Origin of the sequence: Desulfitobacterium dichloroeliminans LMG P-21439, assembly GCF_000243135.2 — a bacterium.
Lineage (GTDB): Bacteria > Bacillota > Desulfitobacteriia > Desulfitobacteriales > Desulfitobacteriaceae > Desulfitobacterium > Desulfitobacterium dichloroeliminans.
Map to the genome: position 1 here is coordinate 1,638,364 of NC_019903.1, position 25,855 is coordinate 1,664,218.

23 protein-coding genes, 1 tRNA gene and 1 riboswitch are annotated in these 25,855 nt (G+C 45.8%); of the genes, 22 read left to right on the forward strand and 2 right to left on the reverse strand.

The genetic code is table 11. From position 1 onward, the window contains the following. Window position 1 precedes the first annotated feature (1 nt). The 14 genes from accD to DESDI_RS07790 all read left to right on the forward strand — a co-directional run bounded on the left by accD (window position 2) and on the right by DESDI_RS07790 (window position 13,432). Window positions 2-931: an acetyl-CoA carboxylase, carboxyltransferase subunit beta gene (accD, locus tag DESDI_RS07725; RefSeq protein ID WP_015262078.1), complete on the forward strand. Its 930-nt coding sequence runs from the start codon at window positions 2-4 to the stop codon at window positions 929-931. Further along, window positions 915-2,018: an acetyl-CoA carboxylase carboxyltransferase subunit alpha gene (locus DESDI_RS07730; protein WP_015262079.1), complete on the forward strand. Its 1,104-nt coding sequence runs from the start codon at window positions 915-917 to the stop codon at window positions 2,016-2,018. The genes accD and DESDI_RS07730 overlap by 17 nt, the downstream gene beginning before the upstream one ends. 125 nt (window positions 2,019-2,143) lie before the next feature. Further along, window positions 2,144-2,230 (forward strand) — tRNA-Leu (locus DESDI_RS07735). A 137-nt stretch (window positions 2,231-2,367) separates the two neighbouring features. Beyond that, window positions 2,368-3,336, forward strand: a complete 969-nt coding sequence (locus DESDI_RS07740; protein WP_015262080.1) for a DMT family transporter — start codon at window positions 2,368-2,370, stop codon at window positions 3,334-3,336. 55 nt (window positions 3,337-3,391) lie between these two features. Next, the gene (locus DESDI_RS07745) at window positions 3,392-3,865 is read left to right on the forward strand and encodes an HD domain-containing protein (protein ID WP_015262081.1); all 474 of its coding nucleotides are present in this window, start codon (window positions 3,392-3,394) and stop codon (window positions 3,863-3,865) included. Between the two features lie 89 nt (window positions 3,866-3,954). Next, window positions 3,955-4,056, forward strand: a riboswitch (guanidine-I (ykkC/yxkD leader). Between the two features lie 70 nt (window positions 4,057-4,126). Next, the gene (locus DESDI_RS07750; protein WP_015262082.1) at window positions 4,127-4,468 is read left to right on the forward strand and encodes a DMT family transporter; all 342 of its coding nucleotides are present in this window, start codon (window positions 4,127-4,129) and stop codon (window positions 4,466-4,468) included. Continuing rightward, entirely contained in the window at window positions 4,468-4,782 is a 315-nt protein-coding gene (locus DESDI_RS07755; protein ID WP_015262083.1) for a DMT family transporter, read from the forward strand. The genes DESDI_RS07750 and DESDI_RS07755 overlap by 1 nt, the downstream gene beginning before the upstream one ends. 67 nt (window positions 4,783-4,849) lie before the next feature. Continuing rightward, window positions 4,850-7,486, forward strand: a complete 2,637-nt coding sequence (gene polA / locus DESDI_RS07760) for a DNA polymerase I (protein ID WP_015262084.1) — start codon at window positions 4,850-4,852, stop codon at window positions 7,484-7,486. A gap of 98 nt (window positions 7,487-7,584) precedes the next feature. After that, entirely contained in the window at window positions 7,585-8,406 is an 822-nt protein-coding gene (gene mutM / locus DESDI_RS07765) for a bifunctional DNA-formamidopyrimidine glycosylase/DNA-(apurinic or apyrimidinic site) lyase (protein WP_015262085.1), read from the forward strand. Between the two features lie 79 nt (window positions 8,407-8,485). Then, on the forward strand, window positions 8,486-10,363 hold the full coding sequence (locus DESDI_RS07770) for an ABC-F family ATP-binding cassette domain-containing protein (protein ID WP_015262086.1): 1,878 nt from the start codon (window positions 8,486-8,488) through the stop codon (window positions 10,361-10,363). A 67-nt stretch (window positions 10,364-10,430) separates the two neighbouring features. After that, window positions 10,431-11,087 (forward strand): MntP/YtaF family protein, encoded by a 657-nt coding sequence (locus DESDI_RS07775; protein ID WP_015262087.1) that lies wholly within the window; start codon window positions 10,431-10,433, stop codon window positions 11,085-11,087. A 19-nt stretch (window positions 11,088-11,106) separates the two neighbouring features. Beyond that, the gene (coaE, locus tag DESDI_RS07780) at window positions 11,107-11,709 is read left to right on the forward strand and encodes a dephospho-CoA kinase (RefSeq protein WP_015262088.1); all 603 of its coding nucleotides are present in this window, start codon (window positions 11,107-11,109) and stop codon (window positions 11,707-11,709) included. A 79-nt stretch (window positions 11,710-11,788) separates the two neighbouring features. Beyond that, window positions 11,789-12,382: a lytic transglycosylase domain-containing protein gene (locus DESDI_RS07785; RefSeq protein ID WP_015262089.1), complete on the forward strand. Its 594-nt coding sequence runs from the start codon at window positions 11,789-11,791 to the stop codon at window positions 12,380-12,382. Between the two features lie 168 nt (window positions 12,383-12,550). Continuing rightward, window positions 12,551-13,432, forward strand: a complete 882-nt coding sequence (locus DESDI_RS07790) for an NAD(P)/FAD-dependent oxidoreductase (protein ID WP_015262090.1) — start codon at window positions 12,551-12,553, stop codon at window positions 13,430-13,432. A gap of 119 nt (window positions 13,433-13,551) precedes the next feature. Here DESDI_RS07790 and thrB read toward each other — a convergent pair whose 3' ends face one another. Both thrB and DESDI_RS07800 read right to left on the reverse strand, forming a co-directional pair. Beyond that, a complete protein-coding gene (gene thrB / locus DESDI_RS07795) occupies window positions 13,552-14,445 on the reverse strand; it encodes a homoserine kinase (protein ID WP_015262091.1) in 894 nt (297 codons plus the stop codon). An 11-nt stretch (window positions 14,446-14,456) separates the two neighbouring features. Further along, window positions 14,457-15,755 carry a homoserine dehydrogenase gene (locus DESDI_RS07800; RefSeq protein ID WP_015262092.1) on the reverse strand — a complete coding sequence of 433 codons (1,299 nt, stop codon included), beginning with the start codon at window positions 15,753-15,755 and terminating at the stop codon, window positions 14,457-14,459. Window positions 15,756-16,201: 446 nt separating this feature from the next. Here DESDI_RS07800 and ilvE point away from each other — a divergent pair, with 446 nt between their 5' ends. The 8 genes from ilvE (at window position 16,202) to leuB (ending at window position 25,295) form a co-directional block, all read left to right on the forward strand. Next, entirely contained in the window at window positions 16,202-17,080 is an 879-nt protein-coding gene (gene ilvE, locus DESDI_RS07805) for a branched-chain-amino-acid transaminase (protein WP_015262093.1), read from the forward strand. 190 nt (window positions 17,081-17,270) lie between these two features. Next, the gene (ilvD, locus tag DESDI_RS07810; RefSeq protein ID WP_015262094.1) at window positions 17,271-18,965 is read left to right on the forward strand and encodes a dihydroxy-acid dehydratase; all 1,695 of its coding nucleotides are present in this window, start codon (window positions 17,271-17,273) and stop codon (window positions 18,963-18,965) included. A gap of 3 nt (window positions 18,966-18,968) precedes the next feature. After that, window positions 18,969-20,657, forward strand: a complete 1,689-nt coding sequence (gene ilvB / locus DESDI_RS07815) for a biosynthetic-type acetolactate synthase large subunit (RefSeq protein WP_015262095.1) — start codon at window positions 18,969-18,971, stop codon at window positions 20,655-20,657. A gap of 4 nt (window positions 20,658-20,661) precedes the next feature. Further along, on the forward strand, window positions 20,662-21,141 hold the full coding sequence (gene ilvN, locus DESDI_RS07820; RefSeq protein ID WP_015262096.1) for an acetolactate synthase small subunit: 480 nt from the start codon (window positions 20,662-20,664) through the stop codon (window positions 21,139-21,141). Window positions 21,142-21,308: 167 nt separating this feature from the next. Beyond that, the gene (gene ilvC, locus DESDI_RS07825; protein WP_015262097.1) at window positions 21,309-22,310 is read left to right on the forward strand and encodes a ketol-acid reductoisomerase; all 1,002 of its coding nucleotides are present in this window, start codon (window positions 21,309-21,311) and stop codon (window positions 22,308-22,310) included. A 180-nt stretch (window positions 22,311-22,490) separates the two neighbouring features. Then, a complete protein-coding gene (gene leuC / locus DESDI_RS07830) occupies window positions 22,491-23,756 on the forward strand; it encodes a 3-isopropylmalate dehydratase large subunit (protein ID WP_015262098.1) in 1,266 nt (421 codons plus the stop codon). Next, on the forward strand, window positions 23,756-24,244 hold the full coding sequence (locus DESDI_RS07835; RefSeq protein ID WP_015262099.1) for a 3-isopropylmalate dehydratase small subunit: 489 nt from the start codon (window positions 23,756-23,758) through the stop codon (window positions 24,242-24,244). The genes leuC and DESDI_RS07835 overlap by 1 nt, the downstream gene beginning before the upstream one ends. Continuing rightward, entirely contained in the window at window positions 24,237-25,295 is a 1,059-nt protein-coding gene (gene leuB / locus DESDI_RS07840) for a 3-isopropylmalate dehydrogenase (RefSeq protein ID WP_015262100.1), read from the forward strand. The genes DESDI_RS07835 and leuB overlap by 8 nt, the downstream gene beginning before the upstream one ends. Window positions 25,296-25,855: the final 560 nt, after the last annotated feature.

Consider the following 25,855-nt stretch of genomic DNA (forward strand, 5'->3'; position numbering starts at 1 on the left):
CATGTTAAAAGATATATTCCGCAAAAAACGCAAATACGCAACACTTAGTTCACTCCCTCCTAAACCTGTAGCTGAAGGGGAGCGGGCTTATTCATCTGTGCCTGTCGAGCAAGGGTCTTCACGTAAGGAATTGCCTGATGGACTTTGGGCAAAATGCCCTAAATGTGGAGAAGTGCTGTTTAATAAAGATCTTGTTGAAAATCAGCGGGTTTGCGCCCAATGTAAGTATCATTTTCGGATTCCGGCTCGGGAAAGACTTAATCATCTCATTGACCCAGGGACCTTCGAGGAATGGGATAGTGAACTATTAACCATCAATCCTCTAGGGTTTCCTGAATATGAGCAAAAGCTGGAGGAAGCCCATAAAAAGTCCGATGTTTCAGAATCCGTCTTAACGGGAAAGGCTAGTATCGAAGGATTACCCGTGGTTCTGGCTTTCAATGAAGGGAATTTTATGATGGGTAGCATGGGTTCGGTGACCGGTGAAAAAATTACCCGAGCCATTGAACGAGCTATTGAATTACGCTGTCCAGTAATTATTTTTTCTACTTCCGGTGGTGCACGCATGCAAGAGGGTATCCTATCTTTGTATCAAATGGCTAAGACCAGTGCAGCTTTGGGCCGTTTGGCAAAAGAACGATTGCTCTATATTTCTGTATTGACTGACCCTACCTTTGGCGGAGTTACAGCTAGTTATGCTTCTTTAGGAGATATACATATTGCTGAACCGGGTGCTTTGATTGGCTTTACCGGTCCTCGAGTCATAAAACAAACTATGCGCAAGGAACTTCCAGAAGGGGCTCAAACTGCCGAATTCAATCAAGACCATGGACAGATTGATTGCGTGGTAGAGCGTGCCGAGATGCGTGCGACGCTAGGACGTTTATTACGCTATCATCAGGAAGGGGCAGGTTATGGCTCAACACTTTGATTTTGAAAAGCCAATTCTTGAGTTGGAGAAAAAAATCGCGGAGTTGCAGGATTTTTCCAAAGAGAAGGATATTAATCTTTCGCCGGAAGTTTCCAAACTCATGCGCAGACTTGTTCGCTTAAGGAAGGAAATCTACGGTAACCTGGAACCTTGGCAGAAGGTCCAGATTGCTCGCTATATGGAACGTCCAAATATCTATGATTATATCCCTTTGCTTTTTGAGGACTTTATCGAATTCAAAGGGGATCGACTTTATGCTGATGATCGCGCCATCGTGGGCGGGATTGCTACATTTCAAGGAATTCCGGTGACGGTGGTTGCCCATATCAAGGGTAAAGATACCAAGGAGAATATTCAGAGAAACTTTGGTATGCCTCATCCCGAAGGCTATCGTAAAGCCCTTCGCCTTATGGATCAAGCGGAGAAGTTCCACCGACCCATCCTAACCTTTATCGATACTCCCGGTGCCGCCTGTGATCTCGAGGCCGAAGAAAGAGGACAAGGGGAAGCTATTGCCCGTTGTTTACAGGCTATGGCCCACTATACGGTTCCTATTATCTGTACGGTTATCGGCGAAGGGGGTAGCGGCGGAGCTCTGGCTTTAGGGGTTGGGAATACCATCTTGATGCTGGAAAACTCTTTTTACTCGGTAATCGCCCCCGAGAGTTGTGCATCGATTCTATGGAAAGATCCAGGCAAAGCCCAAGAAGCGGCTTCTGCTTTAAAATTTACAGCCCAAGACCTCTTGGAACTGGGTATTGCTGATGGTATTATCAAGGAACCCTTGGGAGGTGCCCATCGGAGCGCAGAGCGCACTGCTGAGGAAATGAAGAAGGTCATCACCCAGGCGTTTGACGAGCTTCGCAAAGCTTCACCGGAGGAGCTCCAGGCTATGCGTTATGAGAAGCTGATGAATTATGGTAGATTTGCAGAGCAGGCTTGGGAGGAACAACTGACACCGGATACTCAAGATGCCCAAGATGCTCAGGACGATCAAGTTGTTCTATCAGAATCTCAACCTTATCCTGATGGTCAAGGTTCCCCTGATGTTTACCCTTCCGGTACTCCAGATGATGATAAGCTCTAAGAGCAATCGTTAGGTTTATTAGGTTTATTAGAAACAGTTTCATAGGTAAAGCCTTGACATGTTTTCCATGCTTATGCTATTATATTTAAGTCACCTGTTGCCGTGGTGACCTGCAGATGCAGTACGCGAGTGTGGCGGAACAGGCAGACGCGACGGTCTCAAAAACCGTTATCTTTACGGATGTGTCGGTTCGATTCCGACCACTCGCACCAACAAAGAATTAAAAAAGAGCCGCAAGGCTCTTTTTTGGTATATCGGATATCCGCACTGTTCAGGTACTCTAGGGCAGATAGCATTGAGCTGCAGGGGTTCGGCTTAGATAACGAAAATATCGGAGGAAGTTATTTGCATGCCAGCTAACATCGCCAAAGCGAAGGAAACACATTCTCCTTCAACAGAAGTAGCTCCTCTTACCTGGGAAAAACGCATCGCGCCGGCATTGATAATCATGGCCGGAGTATGCTGGGGAATTATCGGTTTATTCTCCAGAAATTTAGCGTGGGGTGGCTTAAGCTCAGTTCAGATTACGGCATCACGGTGTATTGTGACGGCTGTTTGCTTATCGGCTTTTCTGTTAATTAAGGATAGGGATAAGTTAAAGATCAATCTTAAAGATCTTTGGCTATTTCTGGGCACAGGAATCTGTAGCATTGTGTTCTTTAATATTTGCTACTTCACAGCGATAAAACTGGCTACCTTGTCGATAGCTTCTATTTTATTGTACACAGCACCCTGTTTTGTGATGATTATGTCGGCTGTTTTGTTTCGTGAACCCATCACCAAGCGCAAAATAGGAGCATTGATTTTAGCTTTTGGTGGGTGTGTACTGATTGCCGGTATAGTGGGGAACGGATCGTCCAATCTATCAGGGCTGGCAATACTAGTTGGTCTGGGGGCGGGGATTGGCTATGCTCTGTATAGCATTTTTGGGAGCATCGCCTTAAAAAAATATCACCCCTATACGGTCACGGCCTATACTTTTATTGTGGCGTCTCTCAGTCTATTGCCCTTTAGCAATAGCATGGACATCGCAGCGATTGCCTTACAGAATAGAAATGTCCTTATCAATGGACTGCTCTTAGGGGTGGTTTCTACCCTTATCCCCTTTTTGCTTTACACCAAAGGGCTGGAGCATATGGAGGCAGGAAAAGCCTCTGTGATGGCTTTTGTTGAACCCATGGTGGCTACCTTGGTAGGAATTTTGATATTTAAGGAACAACTTACCCTGCAAAATACCCTAGGTATCTTTCTCATCTTTTTATCCGTGCTCGTCCTAAATTGGCGAACCCGCCAAAAGACAGATACGTTATTAGGCTAGAATTAGGATGAGCTACATGGATTGATATTAATTCAAAACTATAAGGGGGATTATTATGAAGTGGGAATTCATCAACCATATGGAGAAAATTTATAATCTTCTGCAGGAGTTGGAGCAGGAAAAAAGTGATCGAGATTATCCCTTTGCCTGGGAGCGGGTCCATGCCACAAGTTGCGCTCAAGTGGGTAGGTTGCTAGCTCGAAAACGTGGAGCGGATTTGGAACTGGCTGCCTTGGTCTGCTCCCTTCATGATATCGGTCGGTGGTATACGGGACGACAAAAGGATCATGCAATTCATGGTGAAGAACCTGTGAGACGTTTTTTAGAGAGTTATTCTATAGCGGAAACAAGCAAAGAGGAAGTCATCCGTGCTGTCATCCATCATTCGGAGAAGGATAAGGTGGGCTCAGCCTTAGAAGAAATTGTCAAGGACGCAGATATTCTAGATTGCTATTTTCACGGGGATGAAGTCTCGAAACCTCATCATGTGGCTCGTCTGAAGAAGGTCATGGAGGAACTGGGACTTTAATTAGGCGTAATTGATAGACGAAGGTGGCTCGATGCTTGAGACTTGAATTAATGATCAGATCTCAGTATAATTTATACTAATTCCATAGACTAAATGCTTTCTAGGGTTCCGCAAACCATAGACGTTGGCCTGGTCCGAGAGAAAGCTCACAGTAATCTACTGTGTCACGGAGGGATAAAAGCCTGGGAGAAAAGCTGTAGTACAGTTTCTCTTAGGCTTTTCGTTTTTCTGAGGTAGAATTTTCAAAGGGGGTGCTTTGTAGTGAATAAATATTGGGTTAGATTGTTCGTTGCAGCCTTTTTGGAAATATTTTGGGTGATTGGCTTAGCACACTCCTATAACTTTTGGACTTGGACAGGAACAATTATGGCACTTCTTATCAGCAACTACTTATTGATTACTGCAGCACAAGTTCTACCAGCCGGCACCGCCTATGCAGCCTTTGTGGGCTTAGGAACGGCAGGAACTGTCATTTCGGAAATTCTCTTCTTTGGAGAACCTTTTAAATGGGAGAAAATTATTATAATTATACTTTTGCTAATGGGGGTAATCGGTCTAAAATCAGTCACAGACTGCAAAGAAGAGGAAGGAGCTGAATCGTGATGGCTTGGTTCTCATTGGTCTTAGCAGGTTTATTTGAGGCGTTTGGTGTTACTATGATGAATGAATTGCATAAAAAGAGAAATTGGCAAACAATTGTTTTGTTAGTTTTGGGTTTTGGGTTGAGTTTTACTTTATTAGGATATTCCTTAAAGTCTATCCCGATGGGGACGGGTTATGCGATTTGGACAGGAATTGGTGTCGTAGGGGGAACCTTAATCGGAATGATATTCTACGGTGAATCAAGAGACTGGAAAAGGTTGGCTTTTATAGCCATGATATTGTCTTCTGCAATTGGACTTAAGCTCGTTGCTTGAGTTTATTAGGTTTGGCAGGGCATCGCTAGGTATGGTATATTATATTCGGATAGAAAGGGGTTTTTATATGTCGAAAATCCTTATACTTGATGGAAATAGTCTGGCTAACCGAGCCTTTTATGCTTTACCTGTAATGACCACAGCCGATGGAAAGCCCACCAATGTGCTCCATGGCTTTATGACCATGCTCTTGCGGTTGCTTTTGGAACAAAAGCCGGATTATTGGGTAGTGGCTTTTGATAAAACCAAAGCTACCGTAAGAATCGAGCAATATGCGGAATACAAGGCCCAGCGGAAAGAAACGCCAGAGGCCCTTAAGCCACAATTTGATTTTTTAAAAGAGCTTTTAACTGACTTTTCGATGCCTATTTTGGAATGTGCAGATTATGAAGCCGATGATATCATCGCTACGGTTACATCCATGGCTGAGAAACGGGAATGGGAAGTGCAGATTTATACAGGGGATCGAGATGCTCTACAGTTGGTTTCTCCTTATACCACCGTCTATCTGACCCGTAAAGGAATCAGCGAGGTGGATGCTTACACAGAAGCTGCCCTCTATGAAAAATATCAACTCAGTCCAGCCCAAATCATCGATCTTAAGGGACTGATGGGGGATGCCTCCGATAATATCCCCGGTGTGCCCGGAGTCGGAGAAAAAACAGCTCTGAAGCTCTTATGGGAATATGCTAGTGTGGAAAATGTCTTAGAGAACATCGAAAAGATCTCAGGGAAGAAGCTTCAAGAGAATCTGCGCAATAACACGGACAAAGCCATCTTAAGTAAGAAGTTGGCTACTATGATTTATGATGTTCCTCTAGAGATTGATTTGGATAAATTTGCCTATCGTCGACCCGATGAAAAGATTTTTGCAGCGGCATTGGACAAGTATGTACTTAAAAGTGTGACTCGCATCTGGCAGGAGCATCATGGAGTAGGGGTAGAGAACAACAGCACCGCCCAGGAATCAACGTTTGAGCCTTGGCCGCTCCAGGAACTGACAACAGAAGAGTGGGTGCTCCATCTTCAGAAGTGGAACAACGAAAAGACACCACTTACCTTGGCTTATGCTAATACTGAAGGAAACTCCCACTGGGCTAATATCACGGGTTGGGGGATCGCGGTAGCTGGGGAGTCATTTACTTTGGCATGGACTGAAGTGGATCTGGAAGTGCGTAGAGCCTTCATCAATTTGCTTGAAGACCCTGATGTGCCGAAGCTTGTAGAAGACAGTAAGCTCCTTTACACCCTGCTTCTTAATGAAGAGATTACGATGCAGGGAGTTGCCATGGATATCAGCCTGGCGGCTTATTTAATCAACCCTACACGTTCGAAATTTAAATCCTTAGAGTTGGTGAAAGAGTACATTCCCGGAGTTACTGGATTCGAAAATCTAGGCGAAGAGGCATCGGCTTTAGCACAAGTAGTGGGCTCTTACAAAGAAACCTTAGAGGAGCTTGGTTTGAATGCCCTCCTTCATGAAATGGAGGAACCCCTAAGCCCTATCCTCGCTCAGATGGAAAAACAGGGGATTGCGGTGGATGTTCCTATGCTCGAGGAATTTGGACAGAACTTGTCCGGGGAGCTTAAACGCTTGGAAGAAGAGATATACAAGGATGCTGGGGAAACCTTCAATATTAACTCTCCGCAACAGTTGGGCCATATTCTCTTTGAGAAGCTAGGACTTCCTCCCATGAAAAAGACCAAAACCGGGTATTCAACCGATGCCGATACCCTAGAAGAATTACGGACTTCTCATCCGATGGTTGAGAAAATTTTAGATTACCGACAGTTGAGTAAACTCATGTCGACCTATGTCAATGGATTACTGGCACAGATTCGTGAGGGAAGAGTTCACACCACTTTCCAACAGACTGTTGCCGCCACAGGACGTTTATCCAGTACTGAGCCTAATCTGCAAAATATCCCGATCCGTCTGGAGCTTGGGCGGTTATTACGGAAAGTATTCAAGCCTACTCAAGAGGGTTGGGTGCTTTTGTCGGCGGACTATTCCCAAATCGAGCTGAGAATCCTTGCCCATTATTCCCAGGATGAAGTAATGAGTGAATCCTTCTTTTTGAATCAAGATGTTCATACTCGGACAGCTTCTGAAGTGTTTGGGGTTCCTATGGAAGAAGTGACTAAGGATATGCGTCGTAAAGCCAAGGCCGTTAATTTTGGTTTGGTTTATGGGTTGACGGAATTCGGCTTGGGCAGAGATTTAGGGGTACCTCGCAAGGAAGCAAAGGACTACATCGAGAAATACTTCCATCGTTATGAAGGAGTTAAACGCTACCTCGAAGAGATTGTTGTCAAAGCTAAAGAAGAAGCGCAGGTTCGCACCTTGCTCAATCGCTTACGTCGGATTCCTGAATTACGGCACCCCAACCGAGTGCAGCGTCAATTCGGTGAGCGGATCGCTATGAATACCCCCATTCAAGGAACAGCTGCAGATATTATGAAGTTAGCTATGCTAGGGGTAGCTCAAGCCATCGAGCCTTATCGAGCTCACCTTTTGTTGCAGGTTCACGATGAATTAGTCATTGAAGTGGCCCCGGAAGAGTTAGAAGTTGTAGCCAAAATTGTTCGTGAAGAGATGGAAAACGCTTTTCCTCTGTCAGTGCCGTTGACTGTGGAATGTAAGAGTGGTCCTAATTGGTATGATATGGAGAATTATTTCTTTGCAGAGGATCAGCAGGAGTAGGTTATACACGTAGTAGGATATTCAAGTAGAGAGATATTTAATGGGTTAAAGAATTTATAGATGCAAATGATTAATCTTTTAACATGAAGGTGTAAATTATGCCGGAATTACCGGAAGTAGAGACGATTCGCCGCAGCTTAAGTCTGCATGTTTTCAACCAGTGTATCAATGAGATTGAGGTTCGCTGGCCGGGCGCTGTGGAGGATTATGAGGGAAGAACCTTTGCTGAAACAGTCAAAGGGCTGAGGATTCAAAGTATCGAACGACGTGGGAAATATCTATTGTTTACTTTGGATGAAGGATGGTCCTTCATTGCCCATATGCGGATGACCGGACGCCTGGTATACCATACACAAAACCATGAACCAGAGAAACATACCCACGTCGTCTTAAAGCTTGACCAAGGGGAAATTCATTTCACCGATACGCGAAAGTTTGGCCGGTTACAGCTAGTAAGAACAGAGGAACGGCTCAACCAATCCTCCTTAGCTCGTTTGGGGCCGGAGCCATTAGAGGAAGATTTTACACCCGATGAGCTCGGAAAACGAATCGCCGCGCGAAAACTAGCGATCAAGGCAGCTTTATTGGATCAATCCTTAGTGGCGGGAATTGGGAATATCTACGCTGATGAGTCGTTGTTTAGGGCCGGGATTGCCCCTGAACGCTGTGCCAACACCCTGACTAATGAAGAAGTGGAGAGTCTCTATAGGGCAATCCGTGAAGTCCTTCAAGAAGGAATTGACGCCAAGGGTACCTCCTTTCGTGATTATCAGGATGCCAATGGTAATAAGGGAAACTTTCAAAAGGAGCTAAAGGTCTATGGCCGCGGAGGGGAAGCCTGTCGATGTTGCGGGCAACCGTTAGAAAGGATTCGACTTGGAGGCCGTTCCACAGTATTTTGTTCAAGCTGTCAGAAGTAGAAGTAAGCTATTCGACCCAAATAAAGGTGAATAAAGGGACCTGTCCTCATGATTCACCCATAAAAGGAGTTATTTAGATATGAGTATTCTTTACTGTCGGAATTGTGGGGTGGACGTTTCCGGTGAAGCCCTTTTTCGGCAAGTAACTTTTGCAGTAGAGAAAGGAGAAAAGGTAGGCCTGGTAGGGCCCAATGGGGCGGGTAAGACGACCCTGTTAAGGGCTTGCTTAGGAGAGCTTCGTCTGGAAAGCGGGGATGTCTTTCTTACGGGAACCTTGGGTTATCTTCCTCAGAATCCACTCATTGATGAGAACGGAACGGTCTGGTCCAGCATGCTGGAGGAACGGGCTGATTTAATCGATATGAGGGCCCAGCTCCATATTCTCGAAGAGCGTATGGCCCAGTCTGCTGATGAGAAGATTTTTGAACAGTATAGTGCCCTGACAGAACGTTTCGAGACCATGGGCGGATATGCCTTAGAGGCTCAGATTCGGAAAATACTCTCTGGGTTGGGGCTATCAAACGAGGTTAACCGCGCTATTCAACACTTAAGCGGTGGGCAAAAAACTCGGCTCGCTCTCAGTAAGCTCCTGCTGCGTTCTCCAGACTTTTTAGTATTAGATGAGCCTACAAATCATCTCGATATGGATGCTTTGGAGTGGCTGGAAGGGTTTTTGAAAGGGTATGCAGGGGCAATCTTGGTAGTTTCCCACGATCGCTACTTCCTTGATAATGTAGTCCAGAAAGTCCTTCACTTAGAAAACGGGAGCCTTCAGAGCTATTCGGGAAATTATTCAGAGTATGAGCTGCAAAGAGCTCTTGAAGAGATGACCTTGGCTAGGGAAGCAGATAAATTAAATAAAAAAATTGCACGAATAGAGGATTACATCCGCCGTAATAAGGCTGGTCAGAATTCCAAGCAAGCCCGGGGTAGAGAAACTCATCTGAATAAGATTAAGCCCATTGATGTGAGCAAAACCCCGAAAGCTATGCAAATTTCTCTATCAACGGGGCGCCGCAGCGGGGATCGGACCCTTATGCTCGAAGAAGTCTCTATAGAGTTTCCTGGACGGAAGCTTTTTCAGGGAGCCAATGTGGAGCTGCGCCGGGGTGATCGTGTAGCCCTGCTTGGTGAAAATGGGGTCGGCAAAACAAGTTTGCTGAAAGCTATTAAAGGTGGATTGAACTATAAGGGTGAGATTCGTCTAGGTGCCAACGTGAAGCTGGGGTACTATTCTCAGGAGCATGAGGAATTGAGAGGGAAGGGTAGCATCCTCGATGAAATACGAGAGGATTCTGATCTACTGGACCCCGAGATCCGTAGCCTGCTGGCACGTTTCGGTTTTGTGTCAGAGGAAGTCTTTAAGCCTGTTGCCGTTTTGAGCGGAGGGGAAAAGAGTCGTCTAGCCTTGGCCAAGCTTTTTCTTACTCAAGGTAATTTGTTGCTCTTGGACGAACCGACTAACCATTTAGATACTCGAATGAGAGATGTCTTAGAAGAAGCTCTCCAGGACTTTGATGGTACACTCTTAGTCGTTTCCCATGATCGCTACTTTTTAGATCGGGTGGTCAATAAAATAGCTCGCTTAACCCCTAAGGGGATTCGGCTTTATGTAGGGGATTATAGCACCTATAAAACTCAGGTACAGGAAGAGACAGCTGTGACTGCTCAGGCTCGTAATATATCTAATCAAAATAGCTCTAGCGACGTGACTTCACGTCTTAAGGGTAACTCTAAAGGAGCTACGGATCGCGATATCAAGCGACGCCAGAAAAAGGTACTGCAGCTGGAGACACAGGTTGCTGAGTTAGAGAAGGAACTAAAATCCTTAGAAAGTCAGATGGAGGAAGTTACTTCAAATTACGAAAAAGCCATGGAGCTCCATCATGTTTATGAGGAGAAAAAAGCTTTACTGGACAGTACTATGCTGGAGTGGCTGGAAATAACAGAAGACTAGGGTCACAATAGGGAGAGTTTACCCATATATTATCCTGCAAGGAAATGGAACATACAGGAGGATAGATATGGGAGTAGCACTGCTCTTCGCTTTAGCCCTAAGTTTTGATGGATTTGGCGTCGGGTTATCTTATGGAATTAGGAAAATACGTATACCCCTACTCTCTATGCTGGTCATGACTCTTTGTACAGTAGTAGCCATGGGAGCTGCGGTATTTTTAGGGGATGTGTTCATGGACATCATCACCTTTATCCCGCCCAATCTACTAGCAGCAGCTATCTTGCTTACCCTAGGTGGCTTCCAACTGACAAAAGCGGTTCTCAGCTTAATAAAAGGAGACCTCCCCAAAGCCGTTCCGGTACAAACCGCGGCTTTGCGTGAACCCGTTCTAAAATTGGAATTTGAAATTCTTGGCATCGTAGTGCAAGTTCTAAGAACGCCGGAGCAGGCGGACCTCGATGGTTCTGGGGTGATTAGTGCCAAGGAAAGTGTGCTACTGGGAACAGCCTTGTCTTTGGATGCCTTTGCCTCCGGACTGGTTTTAGGCCTTGCCATGGGAGTTCTAGAATCTCTATCGATGATCGGTTGGGTAGCCTTTATGCAAATCGTCATGATCAAATTCGGTCAGGCCTTAGCAGGAAAGCTTCCTGAAGAACACCTAGCAAAGTTGGGGCTTCTGCCCGGGACGATGCTGATTCTCATAGCTCTAAGAAAGATGATTTAAGCGAGTCGAGGTGGCGTTTATGTTCGTCATAGGTTTGACGGGAGGGATTGGAAGCGGAAAATCCACGGTCTCCCGCTGGCTCTCCGAACACGGTATACCGATTATTGACGCGGATCAAACGGTCCATGAATTATATGATGCACCTGAAACCATTGCAGCCATCGCGGCTGCATTTGGTCATGGTATTGTGACCGACGAAGGACGGATCAATCGCCGGGCCTTAGGTAGTATTGTTTTTGCTGATGATTTTGCGCTTAGGCAGCTTGAGCAGATTCTTCATCCTTTAGTCAGACGAGACATGCTTAAACAACAAGAAACCATCGCATTAGCAGGACAAAAAGTATGCATTTGGGACGTTCCTTTGCTTTTTGAGGCAGGTTTTCATGAACATATGGATGAGATTTGGGTCGTTTGGGTTCCAGCAGATACCCAGAAGGAACGTGTGATGAGACGAGATGCGTTCACTCTTGGCGAAGTTGAGCTACGTATGCAAGCCCAATTTTCATTAGACGAGAAAAGAAAAAAAGCAGATGTTGTCATCGATAATTCTGGAAATTGGCAGCAAACTGAATTACAATTGAGGAAGGAAATGGAAAGAATAATTATAGACCATGGTCTATAGAATTAAATAATAACTTTAAAATAAGACGCGTATTACACTTAAAGAATGCGTAAATACTGATGAAATTCAAGGAGTCCCTATGAAGAAAAAAGGGTTCAAAGTAAAACGTAAGAGAAGACGATCAGGATTTTCCTTTATCCTGATTCTCTTGGTGGCTGCAATTGCCTTATCTCAGACCCCAACCCTGAAAAAGGTGCTTTACCCCTATCCCTATCGAACTCTAATTGAGGAATATGCAGTGCAATATGAGGTTGATCCTTTGCTTGTCATTTCCGTAATTCGCGCCGAGAGCACATTTCTCCCCTATTCCGAGTCTCACAAAGGGGCCATGGGCCTGATGCAGCTTATGCCGGATACTGCTAAATGGATTGCTGAAACCCTTGGCGATCAAAGCTTCAGCCAAAGCCAATTAAAAAAGCCGGGAAAGAATATACAGTATGGAACCTGGTACATAGCCGATTTGCAAAAGGAATTCCAAGATACTGAGCTCGTCTTGGCGGCTTACAATGGTGGGCGTGGGCATGTCAACGAGTGGCTAAAAACAGAACAGCTTAAGGTAGATGATTTAAAAATTGAGGATATCCCTTTTGGAGAAACCAGGGAATATGTGCAACGGGTCTTAGAGAACTATTCTAATTATCAGGAACTCTATGGGTTAAAGAAAACACGCTGAAAATTGAGCGTGTTTCTATATTGAGTGCTTTATTTCGCTGTTCTTTGTCGATACTAAGACTATCTGAAGGTAACACATCTACTACTACGCACTATTTGATTTGTAAGAGAGGGATTCCAAGATCTTTTGGAGAATATGAAGAATATTGAACTAAGGAGGTTGAGTTGTATGAGTGAAGAGTTGAAACTAAAATCCCATTATCAGCTTGCTATTGTTGGGTGTGGGCCAGCTGGGATGTCGGCTGCTTTGAATGCCAAGATTAGAAATAAAGACTTTATTCTTTTAGGGAGTGATTTTTGCAGCCCAAAATTAGCTAAGGCACCACAGATTGATAACTACTTGGGCTTTCCGGAAATTAAAGGGGAAGAGTTACGGCAACACTATCTGAATCACTTAAAATCCATGGGAATTGAAGTCACGACCTGGAAGGTCCTCAATATTTATCCCGGACCGCCTTTTACCTTAGTGGGTAATAATGAATCCTTTGAAGCTGATGCTGTGATTCTGGCCACAGGGGTATCACCGACCAAGCTTCTTCCTGGAGAGACAGAGCTTCTGGGTCGTGGGGTAGGCTATTGTGCGACCTGCGATGGTCCTTTGTACAAAGGAAAAAAAGTCGCCATTATTTCCTACAGTCATGAGGGTGAAGCGGAAGCTAATTTCATGGCTGAGCTTTGTTCGGAAGTATATTACATACCTTTCTATAAAGAAGTGGGTCAACTCGATTCAAGAATCATCCAAAAGAAGGCCAAGATCAAAGAGATTTACGGGACTCAGCAAGTGGAGAAGCTGGTCTTGGATAGTGAGGAAATCATCGTAGATGGAGTCTTTGTCCTCCGAGAAAGCTTGCCGGCAGAGCAGATTGTTCCGGGGCTAGAAATGGACAAAGGAGCGATTAAGGTTAACCGGGATTTGGGGACCAATGTGCCGGGACTCTTCGCTGCAGGAGATTGCTCTGGGCAACCCTATCAGCTGAACAAAGCTGTTGGGGAAGGGGGCACTGCCGCCCTGAGTGCCATCAAGTATTTGGATGAGATGAAAAAAGGCTAGACTAATCTTACACATCTTCTTCAAATTCCCAACCTTTGGGGATTTGCCCTATAAGAAAAGGCCATGGCTTAAGGAACCTTACAGTTCTTTGAGCAATGGCCTTTTTAAATTATAACCTCTTAAATAACCGTCGCTCCCTCTGAGTCAACGGAGAGGAGGTAGGCCTTGGCTGTCAAGCCATGACTTGCTAAGTTGTCCAACATGGCTTGGGACACTTTTTCAGCCCTATCAGAAGAGACCAGAGCAAGGATGGTCGGCCCAGAGCCGCTAAGAGCAGAACCGTAGGCCCCAAAATCCAGTGCCACTTGCAAAGTTTCCCCAAGACCGGGTACGAGGGCTGCTCGCTGGTTTTGGTGCAGCCGATCCTGCATGCCCTCCATGAGAAACTCATAGTTCCCGTGGATGAGGGCTTCTACCAATAGAGCTGTCCGGGAAAGATTAAAGACCGCATCGGAGCGAGATATTGATGTGGGCAGCACCTTGCGACTTTTTTCAGTGGACAGGTGGAAGTCGGGTACAATGGCTAAGGCAGTAAATAGAGGATTGGCTTGCAAGACTCTGGCGATTACCGAGGTCTCTGTGGATACGGCCAGAGTGATTCCCCCTAGAAGGGCAGGCGCCACATTATCGGGGTGCCCCTCGATACGATTGGCTAACTGAAGGATTTCCTGCTTGCTTAAGACGTCTCCGGCATATTCATTAGCCGCTACAAGTCCCCCCACGATGGCCGCTGAGCTACTGCCTAAACCACGTGTGGGAGGGACATTGTTCTCCAAAATCAGAGATACGGTGGGAATTTTAAACCCGATTTCAGTCCACAAGGTGCACATGCTTCGCCAGACGAGATTGGTATCATCTGTAGCAATGCCTGCGGAGTAGTCTCCTGTTAAGGTAATCTGAAAAGAATCACTATTATTAATCTGGACAAAATTATATAAAGAAAGGGCCATGCCGAGGCAATCAAAACCTGGCCCCAAGTTGGCTGAAGTTGCGGGTATTCTGACAAAAACCATGATGAGCCTCCTTATTCGTCGTTGAGTTCCCCCGATTCAAAGCGAATGACATTTTGAATGCTAAGGACTTTGCCATAAGCTCTGACGGAATCCAAAGCCTCGCGAAGCTGGGATTCTTGGCTAGGATGGGTCACAAGAACAATTTCAGCTTCATGGCGTTTCTTCTGCTTTTGAATAATCGAGGCAAAGCTAACACTAGCTTCAGCAAAGAGTAAGGCCAAAGTAGCTAAAACTCTAGGTTCATCCTTGACTCGCAAGCGAATATAGAAAGCACTTTTGAAATCTTGCTCGCTCTTGATGGGTAATTCGTTATAGCAAGTACAATTGATGTTAGCAGTAGAATGAGTATTGAGGTTGCGAACCACCTGAATGATATCGGATACAACAGCGCTTCCGGTGGGAAGTGAACCGGCACCGCGACCATAGAACATGGTTTCGCCCACCGCATCTCCCACCAAATAGATGGCATTAAAGACCCCATTGACTGAAGCTAAAGGGTGAGTATTAGGTAAGATTGCTGGATGGACACGAACTTCTATACCATCTGCTTGAGATTTGGCCACAGCCAAAAGCTTAATTGTTGAATCTAATTCTCGAGCATAGGCAATATCCTCGGCAGTGATTTTGGAGATTCCTTCTACATAAACATCATTGACTGTAACTCGAGAGTTGAAGGCGATGGAAGAAAGTATGGCTAGTTTGCGCGCCGCATCTAAGCCATCCACGTCCGCCGAAGGATCGGCTTCGGCATAGCCCAGCATTTGAGCTTCTTCTAACACCTCTTGATAGTCTCGGCCCTGTTCGGTCATAGCAGTCAAGATGTAGTTGGTGGTGCCATTGATAATCCCCAAAACCTCTGTGATTTTGTTGCCGGCTAGGGACTGCTTTAGAGCAGCGATAATGGGAATCCCGCCGGCCACACTGGCTTCAAATAAAAGGTCTTTACCGGCTTCTTTGGCGGCATCTAAGAGTTCATGGCCATGGATGGCTAGTAGATCCTTATTTGCGGTAACGACGTTTTTGCCGTTTTTAAAGGCTTCTAAGATATAGGTTCGAGCCGGTTCTATCCCACCCATGGCTTCGACCACCACATGGATTTGGGGGTCGGCGAGAATATCCTCGACTTGATCTGTAAGTGTAAAATCCCCTTGTATATTGCGAGGGGCATTCAGGTTCCGCACCAGCACTTTGGAAACCTTAATTCGAGTTTGGCAACGGTTCTGTATATCACTAGCATTCTGCTGGAGTATCTGAATTACGCCACTACCGACGGTTCCGAGACCCAAAAGTCCGATTGAAACTTCCTGCATTGAACTTCCTCCAATCCGTTTCCAGAAAACAAATGTATTCGCATTGTGGACATTATAATATGGTTTTTTTTCTTTGACAAGAGTTTTTCAAAATAGGTTGACACTGTTAGTTGTGTATTATAAACTTATTTATAAATGAATGAATGTATTATAACAGAAGGAAGTGTACCTAGGGTTCCGGGAAATTCTCCGACTGGTCCGAGCGGTACAAGATCCAGAGTATGGATTTACACCGTGGGCAGAAAAAACCCGAGCGGAAAGTTCCTCCAAAGTGCAAGGAACACCGCTCGGTTTTCTATTTAGATAGCTACCATCAGTATTATTTTCGTTTTATTGAGTGATATCTTATTGAGAATCTTGACGTAAGCCAAGTTCTATAATTTCATAGTGGGGTGTAGAGAAGAACCATTTGCTTTCTTAACTTATGAATAGAAGGGGAGATTTTTATGGAAAAGCTTATTTATCTTAATGGGGAGTATCTAACAACAGAAGAGGCCAAGATATCAGTTTTTGATCATGGTTTTCTCTATGGGGATGGAATCTTTGAAGGCATTCGGGCTTATCATGGCAGAGTATTCAAATGTCAGGAGCATCTAGATCGCCTCTACGAATCAGCTAAAACGATTATGTTAAATATCGGCATCTCTAAGTCTGAGATGGAAGAGGTTCTTTGCGGTACCTTGAGAAAAAACAACTTGGACAATGCCTATATTCGTTTAGTAGTTACCCGTGGAGTGGGAGACTTAGGTTTGGATCCTAACAACTGCAAAGCGGCAAGTATTATCTGTATTGCAGACCAAATTAAAATATATCCTCAACACATGTACGAGAATGGGCTCGAAGTCAAAACAGTTGCCGTCCGTCGGACAAATCCGGATTCCCTTAGCCCACGAGTAAAATCCTTAAACTACTTGAATAATATTATGGCCAAGATCGAATCCACTCAAGCAGGTGTGGTCGAAGCCATCATGTTGACCCAAGAAGGTTATGTGGTGGAAGGAACTGCGGATAATATTTTCATCATGCGCCGGGGCGCCTTGCTGACACCGCCTTTATCCGCTGGATGTCTTGAAGGGGTCACCCGTAATGCTGTCATTGCCTTAGCTAAGAAGGCAGGTCTTGAAGTTCGAGAAGAGCTGTTTAACCGCCATGATGTTTACAATGCTGAGGAGTGTTTCTTGACCGGAACCGCTGCTGAATTGATCCCCGTAGTTCAAGCAGATGGTCGGGTCATCGGCGATGGAAAACCGGGAAACGTGTTTAAAGATCTCTTGCAGGATTTCCGTGCTTTGACTCTGGTCGACGGGGTTCTTATTAATAAGTAGGTAATAATTAGGAATGACGCATTGGGTAAGTTCGGAAGTAATGTTACAATATGCTTAGGACCTGCAGTCCAAAATGTACCAAGGAAAGCTGCAGGAAAAGTAATATATAATTTTAAAGGCATTTGAAAAGACAGTTTGCAAAATAATCAATAGATTTTTTATATCTATGTTAAAGGAGTGGAGAGGAAGAATGAACAGCAATACAGTAAAAGCAGGTATTGACCGAGCGCCCCATCGTTCTCTTCTGAAAGCATTAGGACTTACCGATCGTGAGATTGAAAAACCTTTTATTGGGGTCGTAAATTCTTTTACAGAGCTAGTTCCAGGTCATATGCATCTTCGTCAAGTTGCCGAAGCAGTGAAAGCTGGCATTCGTGAAAACGGTGGAACACCTTTTGAGTTCTCCACGATAGCTGTCTGTGACGGGCTTGCTATGGGTCATGAAGGTATGCATTATTCCCTAGCGAGTCGTGAAATAGTAGCTGATGCAATTGAAGTTGTGGCTAAGGGTCACCAATTGGATGCTTTGGTTTTAATCCCAAGTTGTGACAAAGTCGTTCCAGGAATGTTGATGGCGGCCATGCGCTTAAATATACCTGCCATTGTGGTCAGTGGCGGTCCCATGTTACCGGGACGATTTGAGGGTGCTCCCGTCACCCTGAGCACCGTATTTGAAGGGGTCGGTCAGGTACACGCCGGTAAAAAAGATGAAGCTTGGCTCCATGAGTTAGAGTCCAAGGCTTGCCCCACTTGCGGTTCATGCGCGGGGATGTTTACTGCCAACTCTATGAATTGTTTAACTGAAGCCCTCGGTTTGGCTTTACCTGGTAATGGCACGATTCCCGCAGTCTATTCGGAGCGGTTAATTCTTGCCAAGGAAACCGGTTATCAAGTTATGGAGCTGTATCGCCAAAATATTAGACCTCGGGACATCGTTACCCAAACTACCTTGAAAAACGGGGTGGCTCTCGATATGGCCCTAGGTTGCTCCACCAATACCATTTTGCATCTACCGGCTATTGCCAATGAAGGGGACATAGTCTGGGAGTTGAGCAAAGTGAATGAAGTCAGTGAAAAAACTCCCCAAATCTGCAAATTAGCACCCGCCTCAGAGACACCCTTAGCAGCACTTCATGAAGCGGGCGGCGTCAGTGCCGTACTCAAACAATTGCTTGATGCTGGTTTAATCGACGGATCGACTCTGACTGCCTCCGGGGTAACTATGGCTGAACGACTAAAGCAGGCTAGAGTTGTGGATAGGGATATTATTCGCCCGCAATCCGAACCCTTCTCTCAAAGAGGGGGATTGCGTATCCTCTATGGAAACTTAGCTCCTGAAGGTGCGGTGATTAAGCAGGGGGCACTAAAGAGCCAGGATTTTGTCTTCGAGGGTAAGGCCAAGGTGTTCAATGGTGAAGATCCTGCAGCTGAAGCTATTCGCAACCTAGAGATTAAAGCCGGTGATGTAGTTGTTATTCGTTATGAAGGGCCTAAGGGCGGACCGGGCATGAGAGAAATGCTAGGGCCTACAGCTACTCTGGCAGGCATGGGTCTTGACGCTGAGGTGGCGTTAATCACCGATGGGCGTTTCTCCGGTGCCAGCCGTGGGCTCTCTATCGGCCATGTATCACCGGAAGCAGCCATCGGAGGCGATATTGCTCTTTTAGAGGATGGAGATACTATTCGTATCGATATCGGCAAAGGCCAGCTGGAATGGGTTGTTTCAGAGGAAGAAAGAAGTCAACGCAGAAAAGAATTTGATGCAAAAGCAATGCAAAGCGACCATCTCAAGCCCGAATTAAGCAAGGGCTACCTGGGACGGTATGCCTACTTTGTGCAATCTGCTTCAAAAGGAGCGGCCTTACGACGATTGAAGGGGGAATAAAGTATGGGGAAAGATAAGGAGTGTACCACATATGCGACAGGGGCAGCACTCTTGCTGGATTCTTTAGTTCAAGAAGGGGTAGAAGTCCTTTTTGGGTATCCCGGCGGTGCAGTTTTACCCATTTATGATGCCCTAATCAACTGCTCCATTAAGCATATATTGCCACGTCATGAGCAAACAGCAGTCCATGCGGCTGATGCCTTTGCCCGTGTCAGCGGAAAAGTGGGGGTCTGTCTCGCCACTTCCGGTCCAGGGGCGACCAATCTGGTTACAGGTATTGCCAATGCTTATATGGATTCTATACCCATTGTGGTATTAACGGGCCAAGTGCCCACCAACCTCTTGGGAACGGATTCTTTCCAAGAGGTAGATATCGCCGGGATCACTCTTCCAATCACAAAACACTCCTATATTGTCAAAGATCCACGGCAGATTCCACGGATAGTCAAGGAAGCCTTTCATATTGCCAGCACAGGACGACCCGGCCCCGTCTTAATTGATTTGCCGAAAGACGTTCTATCAGCAACGGATGTGGTTCCTGACTCGTCAGAACTGCATTTGAAGAGTTATAAGTACTTTAGCAAAGGAAACGCTGGACAGATCGAGGAAGCGGCTCGTGTCATTGCCCAATCCCAACGCCCTGTTCTTTATGCGGGGGGTGGAGTCGTTACAGCTGGAGCCAGTGAAATTCTCCAAGAAGTGGCTGAAGGTGCCAATCTTCCGGTGGTCACCACCTTGATGGGAATTGGTAGCATGCCCACAAGCCATCCTAACGTCCTTGGCATGGTAGGCATGCACGGAACGATAACCGCAAATTACGCGGTGGATGATTGTGATCTTCTTATCGCTGTAGGGGTACGGTTTGATGATCGCGTCACCAGTGGCTTGGGTCATCGATTTGCTACAAAAGCCAAAATCATTCATATTGACATCGATCCCGCTGAGATAAGCAAAGTCGTGCGGACCAATGTCCCCATCGTCGGAAATGCTAAATTAGTTTTAGAAGAACTTCTGCCACGCTTAACTCCACCTACTATCTCAACTTGGTGGGATCAAATCCACCTCTGGCAAGAAGAAAAACCTAAAGTCACTGATCCCACTGTGTTAAATCCTCAGGTTATTATCGAGACCCTTGGGGAAGTGGCTGGGAAAGATGACATCGTGGCCACGGATGTAGGACAGCATCAAATGTGGGCAGCGCAAAGTTTTCCTGTCCCGGGAGCTCGCCAGTTTATTACCAGTGGTGGACTGGGAACTATGGGCTTTGGCTTGCCGGCAGCGATCGGATCACAAGTAGCAGCCCCCAATGCAACAGTTTTTCTGGTGACCGGGGACGGTTCTTTCCAAATGAGTATCCAGGAGCTTGCCACTGCCGTTCAATATAAGCTCCCCGTGAAAATCATTCTGATGAATAATGGAGTTTTGGGAATGGTTCGCCAGTTACAAAAAGTCTTCTGTGATGAACGCTATAATCAAATCCAACTTTCCGCCAATCCAGACTTCATTAAGATTGCCGATGCTTATGGTATTCACGGAATCCGCGTCACTGAGGTTTCGCAAGTACGGGATGCCCTATTAGAAGCCATCCATCATCCCGGCCCAGTTCTGATGGACTTTGTAATTTCCGAAGATGAAGTGGTGTACCCCATGGTTCCCCCGGGGAAGGCACTCACAGAAATGCTGGGGAGGTAAAGATATGTTGCATACTTTAGCTGTTCTTGTGGAAAATAACCCAGGAGTACTAACCCGGGTGGCCGGTTTATTCGCCCGCCGGGCATACAATATCAATAGCCTTTCCGTCTGCCAAACAGAGAATCCCGGTATTTCTCGGATGACCATTGTCGTTGATGGGGATGAAACAGTCATAGAACAGGTCTCCAAGCAGCTTCATAAGCTGGTGGTGGTTCATAAGGTAGTGGATTTGACCAAAGAAACTGTCGTAGATCGGGAACTGGCCTTAGTTCGCATTAAGGTAAAAGCGGATACTCGTTTGGAAATTCTACAGATAGTGGATGTCTTCCGGGGTAGAGTAGTGGACATGGGTCGCAGCAATCTTACCGTAGAACTCACCGGAGATGAAGAAAAGATTGACGCCTTCGTGCGGACCATTCGTCCTTTTGGATTAATGGAATTGGTTCGAACAGGTAAAATCGCCATTACCCGCTTAGATAGTTAAGATGTATCCCACAAGGGTAAGAATCATATTGTTATAAAAACACTTTATTAGTTCTCTTCCTGTTGTAGAACAGTGAATAATATGTTATTATTAGAACTATAAAATAAGTTGCTTATCATAAAAAAACTAAGATAATCCACTAGGATTCAAGAAGGAGCGTTTTATCAATGGCAAAGATGTATTATGATTCCGATGCAAGTTTAGAGTTACTTCAAGGTAAAAAAATTGCAGTAATGGGTTACGGGAGCCAAGGTCATGCTCAAGCCCAGAACTTAAAAGATTCCGGTCTTGACGTCGTCGTGGGTCTACGCACTGATTCCCGTCGCTGGAAACAAGCTGAAGCGGCTGGATTGAAAGTAGCTACTGTAGCCGATGCGGCTGCTCAAGCAGATGTTATCCAAATCCTTCTGCCTGATGAGCGCCAAGCGGCTGTCTATGAAAAGGATATCAAACCGAACCTAACAGCAGGCAAATGCTTGATCTTCTCCCATGGCTTTAACATCCACTATGGACAAATCGTACCTCCTGCTGATGTGGATGTATTCATGGTTGCTCCGAAGAGCCCCGGCCACTTGGTACGCAGAACCTATGAAGAAGGGGCAGGGGTCCCTGGCTTAATCGCAGTTCATCAAGATGCTAGCGGTCGTGCCCATGATCTCGCTCTGGCTTATGCAAAGGGTATCGGTTGTACTCGTGCAGGAGTTCTAGAGACCACCTTCAAGGAAGAAACTGAAACCGACCTCTTCGGAGAACAAGCCGTTCTTTGCGGTGGGGTATCCGAATTGATCAAAGCTGGATTTGATACATTAGTTGAAGCAGGTTATCAACCGGAGAGCGCTTATTTCGAGTGCTTGCATGAAATGAAGCTCATCGTTGATCTGATCTATGAAGGCGGTATGAGCTGGATGCGTTACTCAATCTCTGATACCGCAGAGTATGGCGATATGGTCGTAGGAAAGCGGATCATCACCGATGAAACCCGTAAAGAAATGAAAAAGGTTCTTGCGGAAATCCAAGACGGTACCTTTGCTAAGAACTGGCTCTTAGAAAACCAAACCAATCGTCCTTTCTTTAATGCCACCGAACGTAAAGACGCCGATCATCAAATTGAAAAAGTCGGAGCTGAACTTCGTGGTATGATGCCCTTTATCAAAAAACGCGGCATCTAGTTTATCCCCCATAGGATATAGAGTCTCCCGCACCAGTTACCTTGTCATTTGTCTCGATGGAATGATGGTTCATCCCACCAAGAGATCGTTAATAAAGTCGTTTATAATTACACATGTGTGCGCTTTGTTCGAGATAAACAAAGCGCACCGTTCTATTGAGAGGAAAGGAATTGAGATAGTATGGCAATGACGATCACTGAGAAGATTCTTGCCGAGCATGCAGGGCTGGATCGGGTTGTGCCCGGTCAGCTGATCACAGCGAAGCTTGATTTGACCTTAGCTAACGATATCACCGGTCCTGTCGCCATCCGGGAATTCGAGAAATTCGGGGTGGAAAACGTTTGGGACAAGAATAAGGTGGCCCTAGTTCCGGACCACTTTACCCCTAATAAGGATATTGCTTCCGCTGAGTTAAGCAAAGTCATGCGTGAATTTGCTAAAAAGCAAGAAATCGTTCATTACTGGGAACAAGGACGAGTCGGAGTAGAGCACTGTCTCCTTCCCGAACAAGGGGTCACCTTACCCGGTGACGTAATCATCGGTGCTGATTCCCATACCTGTACTTATGGTGCCTTAGGAGCTTTTGCAACGGGTGTCGGAAGTACGGACCTAGCCGCTGGAATGGCAACGGGAGAAGCCTGGTTCAGAATTCCCGAGTCCATTAAATTTGTTTTCAAGGGCACAAACTTTCAACCTTGGGTGAGCGGTAAAGACCTGATTCTCTATACTATTGGTAAAATCGGGGTGGATGGCGCTCGCTATCAGGCTATGGAATTTACCGGAGAGGGCATTGCTGCCTTATCCATGGATAGTCGTTTCACCATGTGCAATATGGCAGTGGAGGCTGGCGCTAAAAATGGCATTATCGCACCAGACCAAAAGACCTTGGACTATCTCCAAGCAAGAGCTAAACGTCCATATAAAGTCTATCATAGTGATCCTGATGCCGAATATGTGAAGGTTTACGAATGGGATGTTGCGGATATCCCTCTACAGGTGGCATTCCCGCACCTACCGGAGAACGCTAAGCCTGTTAGTGAAGGAAAAGGCATCAAAATTGATCAAGTGGTGATCGGTTCCTGTACGAATGGACGTTTAGAGGACCTTCGGGTAGCCGCTCAAATCATGAGGGGTAAAAAGGTTTATTCCGATGTGCGCTTAATCGTGATTCCCGGCACTCAGGATATTTATAAGCAAGCTATGAAAGAAGGATTGCTGGATATCTTTATCGATGCGGGGGCTGTGGTCAGCACTCCGACCTGTGGACCTTGTTTAGGTGGCTTTATGGGAATTCTCGCCAAAGGGGAAAGAGCCCTTTCAACAACGAACCGTAATTTTGTAGGGCGTATGGGGCATCCGGAAAGTGAGGTTTATTTGGCAGGACCGGCAGTGGCGGCAGCTACTGCAATCGCCGGAGAAATCTCTCATCCAGAGGAGGTGTTATAATGGCAAGAGCATGGAAATTTGGGGATGATATCGATACAGATGCTATTATACCGGCACGCCATATGAATCAATTCAGTCCTGAGCATTTAGCAGCCCACTGTATGGAAGATGCGGATGTTAATTTTGCCAAGGAAGTGAGGATTGGTGATGTCATCGTCGGCGGTAAAAACTTTGGCTGTGGATCCTCGCGCGAACATGCCCCGGTAGCCATTAAGGCCGCAGGGGTGAAGGCCGTTATCGCAGAATCCTATGCTCGAATTTTTTATCGTAACTCATTAAATATTGGTATGCCTATTTTAGAGAGCCCTGAGGCTGTCCAAGGCATTGAAACAGGGGATGAAGTCAGCGTGGATTTAGAGTCGGGTAAGATCATTAATCTAACAAAGAACACCGAATTCGAAGCACGACCTTTCCCTCCTTTTATGCAGGACTTGATTAAAACTGGGGGACTCATTCCATATGTGAAGGGGAGACGTGAAAATGCCTAAAATTGCTGTGTTGCCTGGGGATGGGATCGGTCAAGAGATTATTCCTCAAGCGGTGAGGGTGATCAAAGCCGTCTTAGGAACTAAAGAAGCAGAATTTGAATTCAAGGAGTATCTTGTCGGTGGAGTAGCCATCGAATCGGTGGGAAAAGCTTTGCCGGATGAGACCTTGAGGGCCTGTCAAGAAGCTGATGCCGTCCTCTTAGGAGCAGTTGGAGGACCCAAATGGGATCATCTGCCATCCCCTGAACGACCAGAAACTGCAGCCCTTCTGGGTCTGCGCAAAGGTCTTAACTTCTATGCCAATATTCGCCCGGTGCGCATGCTTCCCAGCTTGATTTCCACCTCTACTCTCAAGGAAGAGGTCTTGGATGGGGTCGATATGGTGGTCATTCGGGAATTAACCGGAGGCGTTTATTTCGGGGAAAAGGGTCGCTCGGATAACCCTCGCGCCGCCTATGATACGATGTCCTATTCGGAAGAGGAGATTCGGCGCATTCTCATAAAAGGCTTTGAAACGGCACAGATCCGTGGCAAAAAACTCTGCTCAGTAGATAAGGCTAATGTTTTAGAAACCTCACGTCTCTGGCGGGAGATTGCAATTGAGCTCGCGAAAGACTATCCGGAAGTGGAGCTCACCCATCTTTTAGTGGATAATGCAGCTATGCAATTGGTGCGCAACCCCAAACAATTTGATGTTATCGTTACGGAGAATATGTTCGGGGATATTCTCACGGACTTAGCTTCTATGTTGGGCGGCTCCATCGGTATGCTGTCTTCCGCAAGCCTTAATGGGACGAAAGGGATGTATGAACCTGCCCACGGTTCTGCCCCGGATATTGCGGGTAAGAACTTGGCAAATCCTTTAGCTACTATTCTCTCGGCTGCCCTGATGCTGCGCTACACCTTCGCAATGGATGAGGAAGCTGCTCGCATCGAGGCTGCAGTGGAAAAAGTACTGGAACAAGGATATCGGACCGGAGATCTAGCACGACCTGGCGATAAAGTTCTAGGAACAGTGGAAATGACTGACGCAGTGTTGGCGGTATTGTAAGAACATTGGATTGAAACTAGAACATAACAGGGAGGTTTATTCGCTACTATGAGTAGTGAATAAACCTCCCTGTTTTTAGTTTGTTAGCTTCTTAATTGGTCAAATAGAGCGTTAGTATTTGACTGGAGCATCAACGGAGTATCTTATGAGTACTCATGGAGCACCTATTATTAATTCTATATCCCGTATAAGCAAACGGTATGTTACATATTTAACAAATGCAATTATAATGATGACAACAGGATAGATACATGTTTTGGATAAGAGAAATTAAGACATATAAGCTAAAGGAAAGATAGTTAAAAGGAATAAGAGATTAAATAGGACACCGCATGTGCGATTTTTCATTATGGTAGGAAAGAGGAATGACCTTCATGGAGTACTTTGGAGAAGAGGCATTAGGCCTCATTGAAACTAGAGGAATGGTACCGGCCAAGGTGCAAGTGGAACATCAGATATCGCAAATCGAGCAACAGAGGTTAATTTCAAGGCCAATGAGGTTAGAGAACAGACTCTGAAGACCAGAGAAAGTGCTAATAGGTTAGAAGCAGAAATTATGA